The organism is Streptomyces alboflavus, from assembly GCF_000716675.1.
Taxonomy (GTDB): domain Bacteria; phylum Actinomycetota; class Actinomycetes; order Streptomycetales; family Streptomycetaceae; genus Streptomyces; species Streptomyces alboflavus.
Genome location: NZ_JNXT01000105.1, coordinates 1 through 21,551, shown reverse-complemented (window position 1 = coordinate 21,551; position 21,551 = coordinate 1). Strand labels below are relative to the sequence as shown.

The following is a 21,551-nucleotide window of genomic DNA, read 5'->3' as shown; positions in this document are numbered from 1 at the left end:
GTTTCCGATGGCGGACCAGCAAAAGCTCCTCGACTACCTCAAGCGGGTGACCGCCGACCTCCACGAGACGCGCCAGCGGCTGCGCGACGCCGAGGCGGAGGAGCCCGAGCCCATCGCCATCGTCGGAATGAGCTGCCGCTACCCCGGCGACGTCAGCAGCCCGGAGGACCTGTGGCGGCTCGTGGCCGAGGGGCGCGACGCGCTCTCCGCCTTCCCCACCGACCGGGGCTGGGACGTCGAAGCCCTCGGTGGCCGCACCGAGGAAGAGGCGACGGCCGACCCCGGGCGCCCCGCGCGCGGCGGCGGCTTCGTCTACGACGCCGGTGACTTCGACGCCGCCTTCTTCGGGATCTCGCCCCGCGAGGCCATGGCCATGGACCCCCAGCAGCGCCTCCTCCTGGAAGCCGTGTGGGAGACCTTCGAGCGGGCCGCCATCCCGCCGACCTCGCTGCGCGGCAGCCGCACCGGCGTCTTCGTCGGCGCGACCGCGCAGGGCTACGGCCCCGCCCTCATGGCGTCACCCGACAACGTCGACGGCTACCTGCTCACCGGTGACGTCTCCAGCGTCATCTCCGGCCGCGTGTCGTACGTCTTCGGCCTGGAAGGCCCGGCGGTCACCGTCGACACGGCCTGCTCGTCCTCGCTCGTCGCCCTGCACCTCGCGGCCCAGGCCCTGCGGCAGGGCGAGTGCGACCTCGCTGTCGCCGCCGGTGTCGCCGTCATGGTCACCTCCGGCGCGTTCGCGGAGTTCAGCCGTCAGGGCGGCCTCGCCTCCGACGGCCGCTGCAAGCCCTTCGCCGAGGCCGCCGACGGCACCGGCTGGGGCGAGGGCGTCGGCGTCCTCGCCCTGGAACGCCTGTCCGACGCCCGCCGCAACGGCCACCAGGTCCTCGCCGTCGTCCGTGGCTCCGCCGTGAACCAGGACGGCGCGTCCAACGGCCTGACCGCCCCCAACGGCCCCTCCCAGCAGCGCGTCATCCGCCAGGCCCTCGCGGCCGCCCGCCTCGCCACCGACGACATCGACGCCGTCGAGGGACACGGCACCGGCACGGTCCTCGGCGACCCCATCGAGGCCCAGGCACTCCTCGCCACGTACGGCCAGGACCGCCCCGCCGACCGGCCGCTGCTCCTCGGCTCCGTGAAGTCCAACATCGGCCACACCCAGGCCGCTTCGGGCGTCGCCGGAGTCATCAAGATGGTCATGGCGATGCGGCACGGCGTCCTGCCCGAGAACCTGCACACGGACCGCCCCAGCACCCACGTCGACTGGACGGCGGGCGCCGTCGAACTCCTCGACCGGGCCCGCGACTGGCCCGAAGCCGGACGCCCCCGCCGCGCGGGCGTCTCGTCCTTCGGCGTCAGCGGCACCAACGCCCACGTCATCGTGGAGCAGGCCCCCACGGACGAAGCCGCCCCCGCCGAGCCGCAGCCGACGGCGCCCGTGACACCCCCGACCGCCGCGCCGTGGCTGGTGTCGGGCCGCAGCGCCCAGGCCCTGCGCGCCCAGGCCGCCCGGATACGCGACCACGTCACCGCCGACGAGGACCTCCGCCCCGTCGACGTGGGCTGGTCCCTCCTGTCGGGCCGCTCCGCCCTCGAACACCGCGCCGTGCTCTTCGGCCAGGACCGCGACGACTTCCTCTCCGGCCTGGAGACGATCGCCACCGGCGGCGACGGCCCGGGAGTGGTGTCGGGCGCGGTGGTCGAGGGCCGTCTCGGGGTCGTCTTCACCGGTCAGGGCAGCCAGCGCCTTGGTATGGGGCGTGAGTTGTACGAGGCGTTCCCGGTGTTCGCGGATGCGCTGGGTGCGGCCGGAGATTGTCGGCGGGCACTCGATCGGTGAGCTGACGGCCGCGTACGTGGCCGGACTCTGGTCCCTGGAAGACGCGGCTCAACTGGTCGTCGCACGCGGCAGGTTGATGCAGTCGCTGCCCGAGGGCGGGGCCATGCTGGCCGTCCAGGCCGCCGAGGCCGACGTACTGCCACTCCTTGAGGGCCTTTCCGAGAGCGTGGGTGTGGCGGCGGTCAACGGTCCTTCGCAGGTCGTGCTCTCCGGTGACCGCACGGCCCTGGAGGGCCTGGAGGAGAAGCTGCGCGGCGAGGGCCGCAAGGTCCGCTGGCTGAAGGTCTCGCACGCCTTCCACTCACCCCTCATGGACCCGATCCTGGAGGACTTCCGCAAGGTCGCCGAGGGTCTGACGTACCAGGACACCACCCTCCCGGTCGTCTCCAACGTCACCGGGCGCCTCGCCACCGCGAGCGAGCTGAAGGACCCCGGCTACTGGGTCCGCCACATCCGCGAGGCCGTCCGCTTCCACGACGGAGTCGGCGCGCTCACCGGGTTCGGCGTCGCGACCCTCCTCGAACTGGGCCCCGACTCCGTCCTGACGGCCATGGCGCACGACACGCTCGCCGAGACGGACGCTCAGGTCGGCCTCATCGGTGCCCTCCGCAAGGACCGCCCCGAACCGGACACATTCCTGACCGCCCTCGCCAAGGCGTACGTGCGCGGAGCCGACGTCGACTGGACGCCGCTGTACGCCTCCGTCGCCTCGCGCACCCGCGTCGACCTGCCCACGTACGCCTTCCAGCACGAGCGCTACTGGCCCCGCCCCGGCGTCGGCGGCACCGGCGACGTGCACGCGACCGGTCTGAGCCCGGCGGAGCACCCGCTGTTCGGCGCCGCCGTCGCGCTCGCCGACATGGACGGCTACCTCTTCACGGGCAGACTGTCCCTCGCGACCCACCCGTGGCTCGCGGGCCACGCCCTCGGCGGCACGGTCCTGCTGCCCGCCACGGCCTTCGTCGAACTCGCCCTGCACGCCGGGCACCGCGTCGGCTGCGCGCACCTGGAGGAGCTGACCCTCCAGGCGCCCCTCGTCCTGCCCCAGCGGGGCGGCGTACAGGTGCAGCTCGCCGTGGGCGCCGCCGACGCTTTCGGGCGCCGCCCGGTCAACCTCTACTCGCGCCCTCAGCAGACGGCACCGGACGAACTCTGGTCCGACGAGCCCTGGCAGCGCCACGCCACCGGCACCCTCGCCCCCGCCCCGGCCGCCCGCCCCGCCGACGCCGACCTCACCCAGTGGCCCCCGGCCGACGCCGAACAGGCCGACACCGGCGCCCTGTACGACAGCCTCGCCGCCGCCGGATTCAGCTACGGCTCGGCGTTCAAGGGCCTGCGATCGGTGTGGCAGCGCGGCGACGCACTCTTCGCCGAGGTCGCGCTGCCCGAGGACGACCAGGACGGCGCCGCCGCCTACGGCCTGCACCCGGCGCTCCTCGACGCCGCCCTGCACCCGCTGGGCCTCGGCACCTTCGTGTCCGACACCGAGCAGGGCCGCATGCCCTTCTCCTGGACCGGCGTGACACTGCACGCCACGGGTGCGTCCGCGCTGCGGGTCCGGCTCACCGCCGCCGGGACCGACGGCGTGGCCCTCGTCGTCGCCGACGCCTCCGGCGAGCCGGTCGCCACCGTGGACTCCCTCGTCCTGCGGCCCCTCGCCGTGCCCGACGCGGGCGCCGAACAGGGCACCCGCCACGACTCGCTGTACCGCGTCGACTGGAGCGTGGCGCCCGCGTCGGCTCCCGCGACCGGCGGATTCCACGCCGTCCTCGGCGCCGACGAGCTGGGGCTGCGCGCGGCACTGGAGCGCGCCGGAGCGACGGTCACGGCGTACGCGGACGTGCCCGCCCTCGCGGCCGCCGTGGGCGTCGGCTCCGGCGACGTCGTGTCGGGCGCGGGCCTGGCCGACGCGCCCGTGTGGGGCCTGGTGCGGTCGGCGCAGTCGGAGAACCCGGGGCGCCTCGTCCTGGCGGACGTCGACGGCGCCGAGCAGGCGCTGGCGCTCCTTCCGGCGGTGCTCGGTCTGGACGAGCCGCAGGTGGCGGTGCGCGGGGACGTGGTGTGGGTGCCGCGCCTCGTGCGCGCCGGTGGCGGCGCGCTGCCGGTACCGGCGGGCGACACCTGGCAGCTGGGCGTCACGGGCCGGGGCACGCTGGAGAACCTGGCGCTCCTTCCCGTGGCCGACGACGCCGAGGTGTCCGGCGGCCGGGCCCTGGATGCCGGAGAGGTCCGCGTCGCGGTCCGCGCGGCGGGCGTCAACTTCCGTGACCCGCTGATCGCGCTCGGCATGTACCCGGGCGATGCCGTCATGGGTACCGAGGGCGCGGGCGTGGTGGTCGAGATCGGGTCCGAGGTCACGGATCTGGCCGTCGGCGACCGCGTCCTCGGCCTCCTGGAGGGCGGTTTCGGGCCGCTGGCCGTCGCCGACTCGCGGATGCTGGCCCGCATGCCGCGGGGCTGGTCCTTCGCTCAGGCCGCGTCCGTGCCGACGGTGTTCCTCACGGCGTACTACGCCCTGCGGGACCTCGCCCGCCTCGAAGCCGGAGAGTCGGTCCTGGTGCACGCCGCCGCCGGTGGTGTCGGCATGGCCGCAGTGCAGCTCGCCCGGCACTTCGGCGCCGACGTGCACGCGACGGCCAGCGCCGGCAAGTGGGACGTGCTGCGGGGCCTCGGCCTCGACGACTCCCGCATCGCCTCCTCCCGCACCCTCGACTTCGAGACGTCGGTGCTCGCGGCCAGCGACGGCCAGGGTGTGGACGTGGTCCTGAACTCCCTGGCACGGGAGTTCGTCGACGCGTCGCTGCGGCTGCTGCCGCGCGGCGGCCGGTTCGTGGAGATGGGCAAGACCGACCTCCGCGACCCGCACACCATCGGCGAGGACCACCCCGGAGTCACGTACCAGAGCTTCGACCTGATCGACGCCGGACACGACCGCATCAAGGAGATGCTGGCGGAGGTCCTGGCGCTGTTCGAGCAGGGCGTGTTGTCGCCGTTGCCGGTGCGGGCGTGGGATGTGCGGCGGGCGCCGGAGGCGTTCCGTTATCTGTCTCAGGCGCGGCATGTGGGCAAGGTCGTGCTGACGTTGCCGCCGGTGTTCGAGGCGCGGGGCACGGTGCTGGTGACGGGTGCGCTGGGTGGTCTGGGTCGGGTTGTGGCCCGGCATCTGGCCGAGCACCATGGCGTGCGGGATCTGTTGTTGGTGTCGCGTCGGGGTGAGGACACTCCGGGTGCGGGTGAAGTGCGGGCGGAACTGGAGGAGTTGGGTGCGTCTGTCGCCATCGCCGCGTGTGATGTGGCGGACCGTGCGGCCCTTGAGACGCTTCTCGGTTCTGTGCGTGATGACCTGAGTGCGGTCGTGCATGTGGCCGGTGTCGTGGACGACGGGGTGCTGACCTCGTTGACGCCGGAGCGGTTGGACACGGTGTTGCGTCCGAAGGTGGATGCGGCGGTGAATCTGCATGAGCTGACGGCGGGCCTGGATCTGTCGGCGTTCGTGTTGTTCTCGTCGGCTGCTGGTGTTCTGGGCAGTGCTGGGCAGGCCAACTACGCGGCCGCGAACGCCTTCTTGGATGCCCTGGCTCAGTACCGGCGTGCCCAGGGCCTGCCCGCGACGTCCCTCGCGTGGGGTCTGTGGGCGGACCAGGGCGGTATGGCGGGTGCGCTGGCGGACGAGGACATCGACCGCATGAACCGGGCCGGAGTCGCTGCCCTGTCGGCGGCGGAAGGCCTCGCTCTCCTGGACGCCTCCCTCGCCCAGCCCGACGGCGCCCTCGTCCCCATGAAGCTCGACACCGACGTCCTGCGTCAGCAGTTCGGCGCCGACGTGCCCCCGCTGTTCCGGAGCCTCATCCGCGGCCAGGTCCGCAAGGCCGTCACCGCGCAGGCGGGCGGCACGGCGGCCGACGGCCAGGAGCCCCTGGCCGAGCGTCTCGCCGGGCTCGCCGCGGAGGACCGCGAACAGTTCCTCGTCGACGTCGTACGCGCCAACGTGGCCGCCGTCCTCGGCTACCCGTCGCCCGAGTCCGTCGACGCGGCCAAGGCGTTCAAGGAGCTGGGCTTCGACTCGCTGACCTCCGTCGAGCTCCGCAACCGCCTCGGCGGCGCCACCGAACTGCGGCTGCCCGCCAGCCTCGTCTTCGACTACCCCACGCCCGTCGCCCTCGCCGCCCACCTGCGCACGGAACTGCTCGGCTCGCTCCCCGAGCCCACCGCTCCGAGCGCCGCCCCGGCGGACCGCGAGGACGCGTCCCGGGGCGCGGCCGACGAGCCCATCGCCATCGTCGCGATGAGCTGCCGCTACCCCGGCGGCGTACGCTCCCCCGAGGACCTGTGGCGCATGGTGGCCGCGGGCGAGGACGGCCTGTCCGGGTTCCCCGTGAACCGGGGCTGGGACGTCGCCGCCCCCGCGGGCCTCGACGGCTCGGGCGCGGACGGCGACGACGGCCTGACGTACGTCACGACCGGCGCCTTCCTGCACGACGCCGACGAGTTCGACCCGGACTTCTTCGGCATCAACCACCGCGAGGCCCTGGCCATGGACCCGCAGCAGCGGCTCCTCCTGGAGACCTCCTGGGAGGCCGTGGAGCGCGCGGGCATCGTCCCGGCGTCCGTGCGCGCCAGCGACACCGGCGTCTTCGTCGGCCTGTCGACCCAGGGCTACTCGACGACGCTGAACGGCGCCGAGGGCGTCGAGGGCTACGTCATGACCGGCGACGCGGCCAGCGTCGCCTCCGGCCGCCTCTCGTACTCCTTCGGCTTCGAGGGCCCCGCCGTCACCGTCGACACGGCCTGCTCCTCCTCGCTCGTCGCGCTGCACCTCGCCGTGCAGGCGCTGCGGCAGGGCGAGTGCTCGATGGCGCTCGCGGGCGGCGCGGCGGTCATGCCGACGCCCACTTCGTTCGCGGAGTTCAGCCGCCAGCGCGGCCTGGCCCCCGACGGCCGCTGCAAGTCCTTCGCCGCGGGCGCGGACGGCACCGGCTGGGGCGAGGGTGTGGGCATGCTCGTCCTGGAGCGCCTGTCGGACGCTCAGCGCCATGGCCACCAGGTCCTCGCCGTCGTGCGTGGAACCGCCATCAACCAGGACGGCGCGAGCAACGGTCTGACGGCGCCGAACGGCCCCTCCCAGCAACGCGTGATCCGTGCCGCCCTCGCCAACGCCCGCCTCACGCCCGCCGACGTCGACGCCGTCGAGGCCCACGGCACCGGCACCACCCTCGGCGACCCCATCGAGGCCCAGGCCCTCATCGCCACCTACGGCAAGGACCACCCCGAGGACCGGCCGCTCTGGCTGGGCTCGCTGAAGTCCAACATCGCCCACACCCAGGCCGCCGCCGGTGTCGGCGGCGTCATCAAGACGGTCCTGGCGATGCGCCACGGCACCCTGCCCAAGACGCTGTACGTGGACGCCCCGACCCCCGAGGTCGACTGGTCCGGCGCGGGCGTCGAGCTGCTGACCGAGGCGCGCGACTGGCCCGGACGGGAGGACGGGGCGCCGCGCCGCGCGGGCGTGTCCTCGTTCGGCATCAGCGGGACGAACGCCCACGTCATCCTGGAGCAGGCCCCGGAGGCGTCCGGGGTGTCCGAGGCGTCCGGGGTGTCCGAGGCCGCCGCCGCACCCACCGGCGCCCCCGAGCTGTCCCGGCCCGCCGTCATCCCCCTCGCCCTCTCCGCCAAGACCCCGGAGTCGCTCCCGGGCCAGGCCGCCCGGCTGCGGGACCACCTCCTGGCCCACCCCGACCTCGAACTCGGCGATGTGGCCTGGTCGTTGGCGGTGGCCCGGTCGCGGTTCGAGCACCGGGGTGTCGTCCTCGGCGGCGACCGGGAGGAGCTGCTCGCCGGACTTGAGGCGCTGGCGCAGGGTGACACGACCGCGCGGAATGTGGCTGTGGGCCGTGCTCAGGGCGGCACGGTCCGCCCGGTGTTCGTCTTCCCTGGCCAGGGCTCGCAGTGGGCCGGGATGGCCCGTGAACTCCTCGACACCAGCCCGGTGTTCGCCGACCGCATGGGCGAGTGCGCCGACGCGCTCGCGGAGTTCGTCGACTGGAACCTGTTCGACGAGCTGAGCGGGGACAACTTCGACCAGGTGGACGTGGTCCAGCCGGTCCTGTTCGCCGTGATGGTGTCCCTCGCCGCGACCTGGCAGGCGGCCGGCGTCGAACCCGCCGCCGTCGTGGGTCACAGCCAGGGCGAGATCGCCGCCGCATGCGTGGCGGGTGCGCTGTCGCTGCGCGACGCCGCCCGCGTCGTGGCCCTGCGCAGCCAGGCCATCCGCGAGCTGTCCGGCAAGGGCGGCATGGTCTCCCTCGTCCTGCCGCAGGACGACGTCGCGGCGCTCCTGGAGGCCTGGGGCGGCCGCATCGAGATCGCCGCCGTCAACGGGCCCTCCCAGGTCGTCGTCTCCGGCGACCCCGAGGCACTCCAGGAGCTGATCGCCGAGTGCGCCGCGCGGGAACTGCGCGCCCGCGCCGTCCCCGTCGACTACGCGTCGCACTCCTCGTACGTGGAGGAGATCGAGGCCCGCATCGCCGAAGCGCTCGCCGAGGTCGCCCCGGGCACCCCCACGACCCCGCTGTACTCGACCCTCACCGGCACCTGGCTGGACGCGGGAACGCCGATGGACGCGGGCTACTGGTACCGCAACCTGCGCCACACCGTCCTCTTCGAGCAGGCCACCCGCGGCCTCCTCGCCGAAGGGCACGGTCTGTTCCTGGAGATGAGCCCGCACCCGGTCCTCACCGTCCCCGTGCAGGAGACCATCGACGCCACGCCGCACACCGGCGCGGTCGCGCTCGGCTCCCTGCGCCGCGACGAGGGCGGCACCGAGCAGCTGTACGCCGCCCTCGCCGCGGCGCACGTCCACGGCGCCGCACTCGACTGGCGGGCCCTCCTGCCCGGCGAACGCACCGTCGTCGACCTGCCCACGTACGCCTTCCAGCGGCAGCGCTTCTGGCCCGCGCCCGCCGCCGCGGGCACCGGCGACGTCACCGCCGTCGGCATCGAGTCCGCGGGACACCCGCTGCTCGGCGCCAGCGTGGAACTCGCCGACGCCGACCAGTACCTGCTCACCGGAAGGCTCACCCGCCGCACCCACCCCTGGCTCGCGGACCACGCGGTGGGGGACACCGTGCTGCTGCCCGGCACCGCGTACGTCGAGATGGCGCTGCGCGCCGGGGACGAGGTCGGCTGCGGGCTCGTCGAGGAGCTGACGCTCCAGGCGCCGCTCGTCGTCGCCGAGGACGACACCGTCACCCTCCAGGTGTGGGTCGGCGCCCCCGACACCGCGGGCCGCCGCCCGCTCACCGTGTCCTCGCGCACCCAGGGCGCCACCGACGCCCCGTGGACGCGGCACGCCACCGGCACCCTCGGCGACACGCAGGCCGCGCCCGCGTCCGCCCGGGACGGCGAGGCGCTGACCGTGTGGCCGCCCGAGGGCGCCGAAGCGGTCGCCGTCGACGGGTTCTACGAGCGCCTCGCCGAGGGCGGACTCGGCTACGGCCCGGTGTTCCAGGGCCTGCGCGCCGCCTGGCGGGACCCGGCGGGCGACGCCGTCTACGCCGAGGTCCACCTGCCCGAAGAGGCCCACCGGGACGCCACCGCGTTCGGCGTGCACCCGGCGCTGCTCGACGCCGCCCTGCACGCCGTCGCCCTCGCGCCCTTCGCGGAGACCGACGGCGTGCGGCTCCCGTTCGCCTGGACCGGCGTCACCCTGACCGCACAGGGCGCCACCGTCCTGCGCGTGCGGGTGCGTCCCGACGGCACCGGGGGAGTGGCGCTGCTGTTCGCCGACGACACCGGCGCGCCGGTCGCCCGCGCCGACTCCCTCGAACTGCGCCCCGTCGCTCCCGAGCAGCTGCGCGCGGCCTCCGGCGGCGGGCACCGCGACGCCCTCTTCCACGTCGAGTGGACGCCGCTGCCCACCGGCACGGCCGACGCGACCGGCACGACCTGGGCGACGGTCGGCCCCGACCCGCTGCGGTCCGGCGCCGAACTCACCGCGTCCGGGGCGCGCGTGGCGGCGTACGAGGACATCGACGCGCTGTACGCGGCGCTCGACGGCGGCGCCGACGCACCGGACACCCTGCTCGTCACCTTCATGGACGAGTCGGGCGCCGACGGGACGGACGTCGGGGGTTCGGGCGCCGTGGCCCCGGGCGGGACGGCCGACTCCCTGGACGCCGATGCCACCGCCGCGCGTGCCCGCGCCGCCCTGGGCCGGGCCCTCGCCCTGCTCCAGACCTGGCAGTCCGACGCGCGCCTGTCCGCCACCCGGCTCGTCCTGGTGACCCGGGGCGCTGTCGCCGCCGACGGCGGCGACGTACCGGACCTCGCGCACGCCCCGCTGTGGGGCCTGGCCCGCTCGGCCCAGTCCGAGCAGGCGGGCGGCCCGGACGGAGCCGGGTGCGTGCTGATCGACCTGGAGGGGGCGCGCGGCGGCGACGCGGTGCGCGGCGTCGGCAGCGCGGGTGAGGAGGGGGACGCGAGCGCCGAGGGCCACGGTCACTCGGTCGACCGGCCCTCTGCCGCCGCCCTGCTCCTCGCCGGACTGGCCCTGGACGAGCCGCAGTTGGCGGTGCGCGAAGGGGTACTGCTCGCGCCCCGGCTCGTGCCCGCCCCGGCGAGGGCCGCGGCCTCCGCTCCGGCGGCCGGAGCCGACACCGCCGAGGCCGACACCGTTGGGGCCGACACCGCCGGGCCCGACACCGCCGAGTCCCCCGCGACCACCACCCCCCGCACCCCCGACCCCGACGGCACCGTCCTCATCACCGGCGGCACCGGCACCCTGGGCGCCCTCGTCGCCCGGCACCTGGTCGCCGAGCACGGCGCCCGGCACCTGCTCCTGACCGGACGCCGGGGCCCCGACGCGCCGGGCGCCGCCGAACTGGTCGCCGAACTCGAAGGACTCGGCGCCGAGGCCCGCGTGGTCGCCTGCGACGTCGCCGACCGTGACGCGCTGGCCGCCGTGCTCGCCGCGGTCCCGGCGGCGCACCCGCTGACCGCCGTCGTGCACACGGCCGGAGTCCTCGACGACGCCCTCGTGGGGTCCCTGACGCCCGAGCGCGTCGACACGGTCCTGCGGCCCAAGCTGGACGCGGCCCTCAACCTGGCGGAGCTGACGGCAGATCAGGACCTGGCGGAGTTCGTCCTGTTCTCCTCCGCGGCCGCCACCTTCGGCAGCCCCGGCCAGGGCAACTACGCGGCGGCCAACGCCTTCCTCGACGCCTTCGCGCACCACCTGCGGTCCCGGGGCGTGCCCGCCACGGCGCTCGCCTGGGGCCTGTGGGCCGAGGCCAGCGACATGACCGGCCACCTCGACGAGGCGCGCCGCACCCGCATCTCGCGCGGCGGCGTCCTGCCGCTGTCGTCGGACGAGGGCGTCGAACTCTTCGACGCGGGCCGCTCGTCGGGCGCTCCGCTGGTCCTGCCCGTACGCCTCGACACGGCGGCCCTGCGGGCCGGCGCGCGTCAGGGCGAGGCCGTGCCGCCGCTGCTGCGGCGCCTGGTGCGGGCCCAGGCCCGCCGTGCCGCCGCCGGGGCGGCGGCGTCCGAGGCGGAGGTCTTCGCGCGCCGTCTGGCCGCCGCGTCCGCCGACGAGCGGGCACAGCTGCTCATCGCCCTGGTGCGGGACCAGGCGGCGGCCGTGCTCGGGCACGCCTCCGCCGACCGGGTCGAGGACGAACGCGGCTTCCTGGAGCTGGGCTTCGACTCCCTCACCGGCGTCGAGCTGCGCAACCGCCTCATGGCCGCGACCGGCCTGCGCCTCCCGGCGACCCTGGTCTTCCAGAACCGCACCCCGCGGGCCCTGGCCGACCGCCTCGCCGCGGACCTGGACCAGGCCGCGCCCGCGGGCCAGGGCACGACGGCCCCGCGCGAGCGGACCGCCGGACAGGCGCGGGGCGCCGGGACGGCCCCGGCCGCCCGGCAGCCCGCCCCCGCGTCCGCCCCCGTGTCCACGCCCACGGCCGCGCGGCAGGCCGCCGAGGCCCCGCCCGCCGTCGCGGCGCCCCGGTCCGCGACCGGCCTCGCCGAGCTGTACGACGAGGCCGCGCGGCAGGGCAGGGCCGACGACCTGATCCCGCTCCTGCGGACCATGGCCCAGTTCCGTGCCTCGTTCACGGGCGAGGCCGAACTCGACGCGCCGCGCGCCCCGTTCACGCTCGCGCGCGGTGAGGACCCGGTCGGCGTGGTCCTGTTCACGTCGTACGTCGGCCGCTCCAGCGCGTACGACTACGCCCGCTTCGGCGCGTACTTCCGGGACCGGCGCGACGTCAGCGTCATCACCCACCCGGGCTTCCTGGAGGGCGAGTTGCTGCCCGCCGACAAGGAGGCCCTGGTGCGGCTGCACGCCGACACCGTGCAGCGGCACACCGGAGGCAAGCCGTACGTCCTCGCCGGGCACTCCTCCGGAGGGCTCGTCGCGCACGCGGTGGCCCGGGAGCTGGAGGAGCGCGGCGTCGGACCCGCGGGCGTGGTCCTCGTGGACACGTACGTCGAGGAGAAGGCGCTCGGCGACATGGCCGCCGCGATGGGCAAGCAGCTCAGCGACCGCTATGACTCCGCACCGGACGCCGAGGGCGCGGTCGTCACGGACGCCGACGGCGACGACTGGGGCGACGCCTGGGTCACCGCCATGGCCCGCTACATGTTCCTCGGCCTGCTGCCCGACGCCATCGAGGCGCCGACGCTCCTGGTCCGGGCGAGCGAGCCCCTCATGGAGTGGACGCGGGAGTACGACTGGCGGCCGTCCTGGAAGCTGGAGCACACGACGGTGGACGTGCCCGGCACCCACTTCACGGTGATGGAGGAGCACTCCCACACCACGGCGCGCGCCGTCGAGGAGTGGCTGGACCGCCTCTGACACAGGCGCTCCGACACAGCGGTACGGCGACGGCCCCGCCCCTTGCATCCGGGGGGCGGGGCCGTCGCCGTACCCCCGCCCCCCGCCCGAGCGCCGCACGCACGACGAGGGCCCGCCCCCGCGTTCCTCGGCGGGGACGGGCCCTCGTGCGATGAGCCCTCAGAGCAACCTCAGGACAAGTGGCCGTAGTCCGGCCAGATCTTGGACCAGGGCTTCGTGCGGCCCTCCAGGATCCAGACGGGGACGCCGTCTACGAAGCTCTCGCCGGGGCCGCCCGCGGCCGTCGCGGCCTTCTGCACCTTCGTGAAGTACGGCTTGAGCTTCGCGACGTCGGAGCCCACGTACAGGACCGGGCCCGAGGAGTCGGCCGGCGCGCCGAAGTACCAGTAGCCGCGGTGGCCGCTGTAGGCGGGCGGCAGGTCGCGGTCGGGGCCGAAGTGATCCACGGCGCCCGCCTCCTGGTAGTACTGCGTGACCACCACGGCACGCTTCCGCTCGGCGGCGGGCAGCGCCTTGTTGGCCTTGTCGACCGCGTCGATGAGATGCGGCCAGCGCAGGGTCTCGGCGGTCATCGGGTTGTTCTTCGGCTGCTCGGTCTTCGTCACCTGCGACACCGGATACACCGGCAGCGAGAGCGCCACGCACACCAGCGCCGTCAGGGCCACCACCGGCCACGTCGCGAGCCACCGCCACCAGCGGGCCCCGCCCCCGCGCGCCAGCTCCACCGCGCCCGCGGCCCACAGCGGCGCGAAGGCGCCCACCACGTACGCGGGACGGCCGCCGGTGACCAGGAACACGGCAGTGAGACCGAGGAACGTCCAGGCCAGGAAGCGGTAGGGGGCGAGCTGCGGCGACCGCAGGAGGCGGATCAGGCCGTAGACCAGGACGACGGTGAACACTCCGCCGGACAGCACGATCAGATACGGCAGGAAGCCCGCGCGGCCGCCGAGGATCCCCTCGTCCGCGAGGACCTGGGACATCTCCAGCTGCGGCCAGTCGTTCCGCGCCTGCCAGATCAGACCCGGCAGGGACGTGACGGCCGCGACGGCCGCACCCAGCCACAGCGCCTTGCGGCGCAACAGGTCCCGCGGACCGACCACGAACAGGCACACGGCGAGGACGGCCCAGAAGCCGACGATCAGATACTTGCCCTGAAGGGCCAGAGCCGTCGCCAGGCCCGCGTAGAGCAGCAGCCGGTCCTCGCGGGTGCGCACCCAGCGGATCAGGAGCCAGTTCACCGTGGTCCACAGGAACAGGTCGAGCGCCATCGTCGACAGCGCGTGCCCGCTGATCAGGACGGCGGGCGCGAAGCCGTACGCGGCGGCCGTGAGCACCTGCGCCCGGCGCTCCCCGCCGAACTCGCGGGCGATGAGCGCGGCGACGAGCGCGCCCGCCACCGTGAGCAGCACCGGAAGCAGCCGCAGCGCGAACAGCGAGCCGCCGGTGACCGCGTCGATGCCGTGGGCGAGCAGCGGAAGCAGCACCGGCTGGTCCGCGTACCCCCAGTCCAGGTGCTGTCCGGCGCCGAGGAAGTACAGCTCGTCGCCCTGGAATCCGTACCGCGTGCTCACCAGGAGCAGCGCGAGTCCTGCCGCGCCCGCGACCGCGCCCACCCAGCGCCCCGCGAACGGCGGCGGTGTCACGGCATCCGGCGCCGCACCTTCCTCCTGGTCCCGCCCTGCTGATATTCCAGCCTCGGGTTCCGAAGTCGTCTGCTGGTCTTTAATATCCTGTTCGTGTTCCTGTTCCGGTACTCGACCGGTCTGTGTCCGAACTCCCACCGGGACCTCCGCGGCTTATGCGGTACATAGCGTGAACACCGTCGAAGGTAGCGCTTGGCACGTCCCGTCAGCTTGCCCCTGTAACCGGCAAGTTGGCTGCTCAGGGGGGACTAGGGGGAAGATAGGGGTTCTGCTGCTCAGGCACGCTCAATAGCTTCTACCGTAGGTCCTCGGAAGGCTCGGCTGCGCGCGGAGCCGCCCGGGGCGGGAGAAATCCTCGACCTTATCGTGCCTATCGAGCCCGATGATTCTCAAGTTTGGGAAAGGGGGCGGCTTTGATGACACCTCACATATTCACCGGGGATTCGGCGCGGACCTTCGCCGAATTCGAGCAGGAAACCTTGCGGGTCGCGATGGTCCTGCGCGCGGAGGGCGTCCGGCCGGGAGACCGGGTCCTCCTCAAGGCCGGCAACTCGGCCGCCTGGCTGAACGCCTTCTTCGCGCTGATGCACGTCGGCGCCTCCATCGTCCTCGTCGACCAGCAGGAGCACGCGCGCGAGACCGGCCGCATCGTCGAGCGCACCCGCGCCCGGCTGTGTCTCTACGACGACGACGCCCCCGTGCCGGCCGAGACGCGCGACGCCGTCTACCTGTACAAGCTGCTCGTCGAGGCGTCCGGCCTGGTCCCGGCCGAACCGTCCCTCGACTTCGACGCCTGGTGCGCGCTGCCCGACGGCCTGATCATGTGGTCCTCCGGCTCCACCGGCACCCCCAAGGGCGTGGTGAAGAACGGCGGCCGCTTCCTTGAGAACCTGCGGCGCAACGCCGACCACATGGGCCACGGCCCCGGCGACGTCCTGCTTCCGCTGCTGCCCTTCGCCCACCAGTACGGCCTGTCGATGGTCCTCATCGCCTGGCTCGCCAAGTGCTCCCTCGTCGTCGCGCCCCACCGGCGCCTGGACCGGTCCCTGCTCATGGCCGGGCAGTGCGGCGTCACCGTCATCGACGCCACCCCGGCCACGTACCGCAGCATGCTCAACCTCACCCGCCGCCAGAGCGACGTGCGCGCGGCCCTCGGCGGCGTCCGCATGTTCTGCAGCGGCGCGGCCCCCCTCGACCCGGCCCTGTCCGACGCCTACGTCGACTCCTTCGGGCAGCCCCTGCTCGACAGCTACGGCAGCACCGAGCTGGGCAACATCGCCTTCGCCACCATCGACAACCCCGTCGCCTGCGGCCGCGTCATGAAGGGCCTGGAGATGAACGTCCAGGACGACGACGGCAACGTCCTTGCCCCCGGGGAGATGGGCGAACTCGTCGTCAACACCCCCGACATGATGGCCGGCTACCTCGCCGAGGACGGCACCGTCGACCTCGTCGACCAGGGCTGGTACCGCACCGGCGACCTCGGTCACCTCGACGCCGACGGCAACCTCTTCGTCGCCGGCCGCAAGCTCGCCGTGCACCGCATGGGCTACACCCTCTACCCGGAGATCATCGAGCGGAGGGCCGCCGCTGCGGGCTGCGCCGTCAAGGTGATCGCGCTGCCCGACGACGCGCGCGGCAGCGAACTCGTCTTCTTCGTCGAGGACGCGAGCGGCCGCGACGTCGCCGAGTGGCGCACCCGCATCAAGGACGCCCTGCCCTCGTACGAACACCCCAACCGGGTCGTCGTCATCGACAGCTTCCCCCTGAACCGCAACGGCAAGCCCGACCGACGCGCCCTGGAACAGCGGGCGGCCGACCGGAGCACGGCGGAACTCGCCACCTCGGCCTGAGCCCCACGGGGACCCCCCAGGGCAGCCGCACCAGCCAGACCAGCTTGACCAGCCAGACCAGACAGAGCGGACATGATGACGACCGACCAGGCACGCAGCGCCGTGGTGTTTCCGGGCATGGGGCCCTCGCGCTTCACCGACGTGGGCAAGTTCATGATGATCGACCCCTATGTGCGGAAGCGTCTCGCGGCCGCGGACGACGCCCTCGGCCGCTCGGTCCTGGACGAATTCCGCACCGCGGGAACGGACTTCGGGGCGTTCGCCCAGGTCGCCTTCTTCATCAACTCGGTGGCCCTGGCCGACCGGGCCGTCGAGACCCAGGGCCTCGCCCCGGACGTCTGCGTCGGCTTCAGCTTCGGCCAGAAGGCCGCGACCGCGTTCAGCGGCGCCCTGCCGTTCGCCGAGGCCGTCCGCCTCACCCATGAACTCGCCCTGTGTGAACAGCGGTTCTTCGAGGAGGAGCACCAGGACCTGGTGACGCTCACCATCACCCGGGTGCCCGCGGCGGCCCTCGACGAGGTCCTCGGGGAGCTGGCCGAGCGCGGCGAGTTCCACGAGGTCTCCGGCCACCTCGACGAGGGCATGCACATGGTCACGATGCGCGAGCAGGTCCTGGAGCCCTTCCAGCGCCGCATCAGCGCCGTCGGCGGCTACTCGCTGTACTCCATGAAGCCGCCCGCGCACTGCCGGGTCCTCACCGGTCTGCGGGCCCGCGTCGAGGAGGAGGTCCTCGCCGAGTTCGAGCTCGCCGACCCCGAACTGCCCCTGGTCGCCGACCACGACGGCGCCCTGATCACCCGCGCCGACCAGCTGCGGACCCTGCTCCTGGACACCTTCGACCACCCGGTCCGCTGGCACCCGGTCGTGGACACCCTGCGCGGCATGGGCGTGCGCACGGTCCACGTCACCGGACCCGACCGGCTCATCCACCGCCTCGACGTCACCACCCGCGCCTTCGACGTGGTGGCACTGGGACCGGAGCAGGCCCTCCGGCCCGCCAGGACCACCTCTCGCAAGGAGAAGTGATGGCCACGCTCATGGACAGCAAGTCGGCCGGGTTCAAGTTCAGCGCCAAGCTCGGCGCGACCCGTGCGATCCTGCGCGCCTTCGGCGTGTTCGGCGACCCGTTCACCCGCCTGCTCCAGGGCCAGGAGGACCCGTACCCGCTGTACGCGAAGGTACGGCAGCGGGGCCCCGTGCACCGCAGCCACCTGGGTACCTGGGTCACCGGCAGCCATGAACTCGGCACCCGGATCCTGCGGGACCGCACCCTGTTCCTCAACCGCGAACAGGGCGGCGTGCCCGGCCACGAGATGATGGCCGAGATCCCCTGGAACAGCTCCATCCTCGGCCTCGACCCGCCCGACCACACCCGCCTGCGCCGCCTCGCGCAGCCCGCCTTCGGCCCCCGGATGATCAGCAAGTACCGGGTCCAGGTGGAGAAGCTCTGCAACGCCCTGCTCGACGACCTCGCCACCCGCGACGGCTTCGACCTCATCGAGGACTTCGCGGGACCCCTGCCGCTGTTGGTGATCGGGGAGCTCCTCGGCGTCCCCGAGGAGTACCACGACCGGTTCATCCGCGCCGGACGCAAGGTCGGGCCCGTCATCGACGGCGTCAAGTCCCTGAAGATGGCACGGGACTTCCGCAGCGCCGTCGACGACCTCGACCAGGTCTTCACCGAGCTGATCGAGCTGCGCGCCAAGGACCCCGGCGACGACCTCATCAGCCGCCTCACCGTGGCCAACGAGGAGGGCAAGCTCAGCACCGAGGAACTCCTCGCGTTCTGCACGGTCCTCGCCGTCACCGGCTTCGAGACCACCACCAACCTCATCGGCAACGCCGTCCTCGCGATGACCGGCGACCGCGCGCAGTGGGACCTGTTGCGCGAGGACCCCGACCTCGCGCCGCGCGCCGTCGAGGAGACCCTGCGCTACGACTCGCCCGCCCTCCAGGCCCAGCGCGTCCCGCACGGCGACATCGCCCTCGCCGGCCACCACATCCGGGCCAACAGCTCCGTGGTCGTCCTCATCGGCGCCGCCAACCGCGACCCCGAGGTGTACGACGATCCGGACCGCTTCGACCTCACCCGCGAGAATCCGGCCGAGCACCTGTCGTTCTCCGGCGGCATCCACTACTGCATCGGCGCCCCGCTGGCCCGCATGGAGGGCGAGACCGCGCTGCGCGTCCTCGTCGAACGCCTGCCGGACCTGCGCGTCGCCGGGCCCGTCGTGCGCCGCAGCTCGCCCGTGATCAGCGGCTGCACCCGGCTGCCCGTCACCGGCACCCCCGGCTGAGACCGGTCATCGGCCGACCCGTGTGAGCACCCCGAAGTGAGTACCCCGCGCAACCGAGGAGAGAGATGAGCGAGACACCCGAGTCCGAGGCCTGGCGGCGGGAGGTCGATCGCTCCACCTTCCCGCGGCGCGAGGCCGGCCCCATCGACCTGCGCCGCTACTACGTCCAGCCGTCCTACTCGGGCGTGCCCACCTTCATGGGCGTCCCCCTCGCCCTCAACCAGGAGGACCTGCGCGCGGGCGGCGTGGACGTGGCCGTCGTGGGCTGCCCCGTGGACGTCTCCAGCGGACACCGCGGCGCCGCCTACGGCCCGCGCGCCATCCGCGCCGACGAGCGCTACCTGTACGCCACGCCCGAGGGCTTCGTGCACTCCGCGACCCGCGTCAACCCGTTCAACGTCCTGAAGGTCGTCGACTACGGCGACGCGGCCGTCGACCCCTTCGACATCACCCGGTCCATGGAGCCCATCCGCGGCCTGGTCCGGGAGATCGCCGAGGTCGGGGCGCGGCCCGTCGTGCTCGGCGGCGACCACTCGCTGCTCTGGCCGAGCGTGGGCGCGCTCTCGGAGGTGCACGGGCGCGGCTCCATCGCCGTCATCCACTTCGACGCGCACCCCGACTGCCACGAGGAGCTGTTCGGGCACCGGGCCACGCACACCACGCCGATCCGCCGCCTCATCGACGAGGAGATGGTGCCGGGCCCGAACATCATCCAGGTCGGCATCCGCACCATCTCGGGCCCCGACGACCAGCTGTTCAACTGGATGCGCCGGGCCGGCATGCGCTCGCACTTCATGGCCGAGATCGAGCGGATCGGCTTCCCCGCGGTCATCGACAAGGTCATCGAGGAGGCCCGCGCGGTCGCCGACCACGTCTATCTGTCCCTGGACATCGACGTCCTCGACCCGGCGTTCGCCCCCGGCACCGGAACGCCCGAGCCCGCCGGGCTCAACACCCGCGAACTGTTCATGGCCCTGCGCCGGATCGCGCACGAGACGGACCTGATCGGCATGGACGTCGTCGAGGTCGCCCCGCACCTGGACGCGGGCTACTCCACCGCCATGAACGCCCGCAGGGCCGTCTTCGAGGCCCTCACCGGCCTCGCCCTGAACCGCATCAAGATCTCCAGCAAGAACTACGCGAACCCGATCGTGGCCGGTGAGGTCCGCTTCCCGCTCCGCTGAGCGGGACGGGACTCCCGGGCGCGCACCGCGCACGCGTCGAAGGCGGGCCACGGCCCGCCTTCGGCCTGTTCACCCGCTCTTCTCACCATGGATGGAACCCCGTCATGACGACCGCCGCCTCCGCCGACCTGTGGGTCCGCAGCTATCACCCGGCCCCCGACGCCACCGTCCGCCTTGTCTGCTTCCCGCACGCGGGTGGCTCGGCCAGCTTCTACTTCCCCGTGTCGGCCGCCCTCAGCTCGGTCGCCGACGTCGTCGCCGTGCAGTACCCGGGCCGCCAGGACCGGCACACGGAGAAGGGCATCGAGTCCATCGCCGAGCTGGCCGACCGCGCCGCCGACGCCCTGCGCGCGCACGACGACTCGCTGCCGCTGACCTTCTTCGGCCACAGCATGGGCGCCGTCCTCGCCTTCGAGGTGGCGCGCCGCCTGGAGCGCGACGGCCGCGCCCCCGTGCACGTCTTCGCCTCCGGCCGCCGCGCCCCCTCCAGCCACCGCCCGGAGAACGTCCACCAGCGCGACGACGACGGCGTCATCGCCGAAATGCGCAAGCTCAGCGGCACCGACCCGCGGGTACTCGGCGACGACGAGGTGCTGCGCATGGTGCTTCCGGCCATCCGCAGCGACTACACCGCCATCGAGACCTACCGCGCCGAGCCCGGCGCCCAGATCGGCAGCCCCATCACCGTCCTCGTCGGCGACGACGACCCGCGCACGACCCTCGACGAGGCCCGGGCCTGGGAGCCGCACACCCTGGGCACCTTCGACATGAAGGTGTTCCCCGGCGGCCATTTCTACCTGACCGACCACGCCCAGGAAGTCATCGCCGTCCTCAAGGCGCACTTCACGTCGTGACGTCGTAAGACAGCACGTGGCGGGGCGGTCGGCGCGTGTCACCGCGCCGACCGACCCGCCACGTCATTTCCGGACCCGATTTCGGGCATGAAGAAACCCGGTGGCCGGTTACGGGGGAGAACCGGCCACCGGGAGCTCGGTCCCTGCGGCAGCAGGGGAGTCAAAAAACCCGGGGGAGGGGGATTTCAGTTGTGTACGGACTTACGGCTGCGTGAACTCGCGCAGTACGCAAGGACGGCCAGACCCACCACGCCGATCGCCAGGCCCACCCACGAAGGGCTGTCGTCACCCAGGAGTGCCGTGACACCGAATTTTGTGTCCCAAATACGCTCGGTCAGGAATGAACCGAATCCCTGAACCACCAGGACGATGCCGACCCACAGCATGTCGCTCCTCAAATGATCTGTTCGGGTGAGCAGTCTTGTCTCGCGCCGCGCCCCGGCCGGTGTTGCTCCGTTGTTGCTCCTGCCGGGCTGCCAACAAGACTTATTCAACCGGTTGACGCCGGTGGCGAGGCAGAGGGAAACGTTGGTACCCCTACCGACGAAAGTAGTGACCGACTCCGGCGTTCCCCCTCTCGTGGACCTGGTGTGCCGAGGGTGACAGGTGCACGACTTCCGCCGACGAGGCCTGGGCCAGGGGTCGCGAAAGCCACCGGGGGGACGTTGAAGTCCCAGGTCAGGGCTGCGGGTGGGGCCCAGCCGCCGCACGCATTAAGCTCTGGACGACCCACAGAGCGCGAAGCCGACATGTACGGGGGTGGGCTTGTCGTGCAGCCAGCCAGGACGTCCGGAGAAAAGTCCGACGACGAATCCGGCAAGCCATCCGTTTTCCGCCCGACGGCGACCGACATCACGCTGCTGACAGCCCTGATCGTCCTCAACGTCGTCGTGGCCGTCTGGAACGAGACCCACCACGAAGGCCATCCGAGGTTTGGGCCGTGGGCGGGGTTGGGGTTGCAGGTGGTTGTGGTGGTGGTGTTGGTGGTGCGGCGGGTGTGGCCGTTGTTTGTGTTGGGTGTG

10 protein-coding genes are annotated in these 21,551 nt (G+C 73.2%); 8 read left to right on the top strand and 2 right to left on the bottom strand.

Annotated features, from left to right (window positions below; translation table 11 throughout):
* The first annotated feature begins 7 nt into the window (after positions 1 to 7).
* Positions 8 to 1,843 (top strand): beta-ketoacyl synthase N-terminal-like domain-containing protein, encoded by a 1,836-nt coding sequence (locus OO63_RS47660; protein WP_051811737.1) that lies wholly within the window; start codon positions 8 to 10, stop codon positions 1,841 to 1,843.
* Entirely contained in the window at positions 1,806 to 12,698 is a 10,893-nt protein-coding gene (locus OO63_RS47285) for an SDR family NAD(P)-dependent oxidoreductase (protein WP_346009357.1), read from the top strand. The genes OO63_RS47660 and OO63_RS47285 overlap by 38 nt, the downstream gene beginning before the upstream one ends.
* 170 nt (positions 12,699 to 12,868) lie before the next feature.
* Here the strand turns inward: OO63_RS47285 and OO63_RS40005 are convergent, their stop codons facing one another.
* A complete protein-coding gene (locus tag OO63_RS40005; RefSeq protein ID WP_199819564.1) occupies positions 12,869 to 14,341 on the bottom strand; it encodes an ArnT family glycosyltransferase in 1,473 nt (490 codons plus the stop codon).
* Positions 14,342 to 14,757: 416 nt separating this feature from the next.
* Here OO63_RS40005 and OO63_RS40000 point away from each other — a divergent pair, with 416 nt between their 5' ends.
* From OO63_RS40000 to OO63_RS39980, 5 genes are all read left to right on the top strand, one after another.
* Entirely contained in the window at positions 14,758 to 16,194 is a 1,437-nt protein-coding gene (locus OO63_RS40000) for a class I adenylate-forming enzyme family protein (RefSeq protein WP_030363529.1), read from the top strand.
* Positions 16,195 to 16,266: 72 nt separating this feature from the next.
* Positions 16,267 to 17,220 carry an ACP S-malonyltransferase gene (locus OO63_RS39995; protein ID WP_051811733.1) on the top strand — a complete coding sequence of 318 codons (954 nt, stop codon included), beginning with the start codon at positions 16,267 to 16,269 and terminating at the stop codon, positions 17,218 to 17,220.
* The gene (locus OO63_RS39990; RefSeq protein ID WP_051811731.1) at positions 17,220 to 18,491 is read left to right on the top strand and encodes a cytochrome P450; all 1,272 of its coding nucleotides are present in this window, start codon (positions 17,220 to 17,222) and stop codon (positions 18,489 to 18,491) included. The genes OO63_RS39995 and OO63_RS39990 overlap by 1 nt, the downstream gene beginning before the upstream one ends.
* Positions 18,492 to 18,556: 65 nt before the next feature.
* Entirely contained in the window at positions 18,557 to 19,675 is a 1,119-nt protein-coding gene (locus OO63_RS39985; protein ID WP_030363526.1) for an agmatinase family protein, read from the top strand.
* 104 nt (positions 19,676 to 19,779) lie between these two features.
* Positions 19,780 to 20,529 (top strand): thioesterase II family protein, encoded by a 750-nt coding sequence (locus OO63_RS39980; protein ID WP_030363525.1) that lies wholly within the window; start codon positions 19,780 to 19,782, stop codon positions 20,527 to 20,529.
* A gap of 185 nt (positions 20,530 to 20,714) precedes the next feature.
* Here OO63_RS39980 and OO63_RS39975 read toward each other — a convergent pair whose 3' ends face one another.
* The gene (locus tag OO63_RS39975) at positions 20,715 to 20,915 is read right to left on the bottom strand and encodes a hypothetical protein (RefSeq protein ID WP_051811729.1); all 201 of its coding nucleotides are present in this window, start codon (positions 20,913 to 20,915) and stop codon (positions 20,715 to 20,717) included.
* A 384-nt stretch (positions 20,916 to 21,299) separates the two neighbouring features.
* Between OO63_RS39975 and OO63_RS39970 the strand changes: the two genes are divergently transcribed.
* A partial coding sequence (locus OO63_RS39970) for a hypothetical protein (protein ID WP_157854138.1) occupies positions 21,300 to 21,551 on the top strand: 252 nt, incomplete at its 3' end.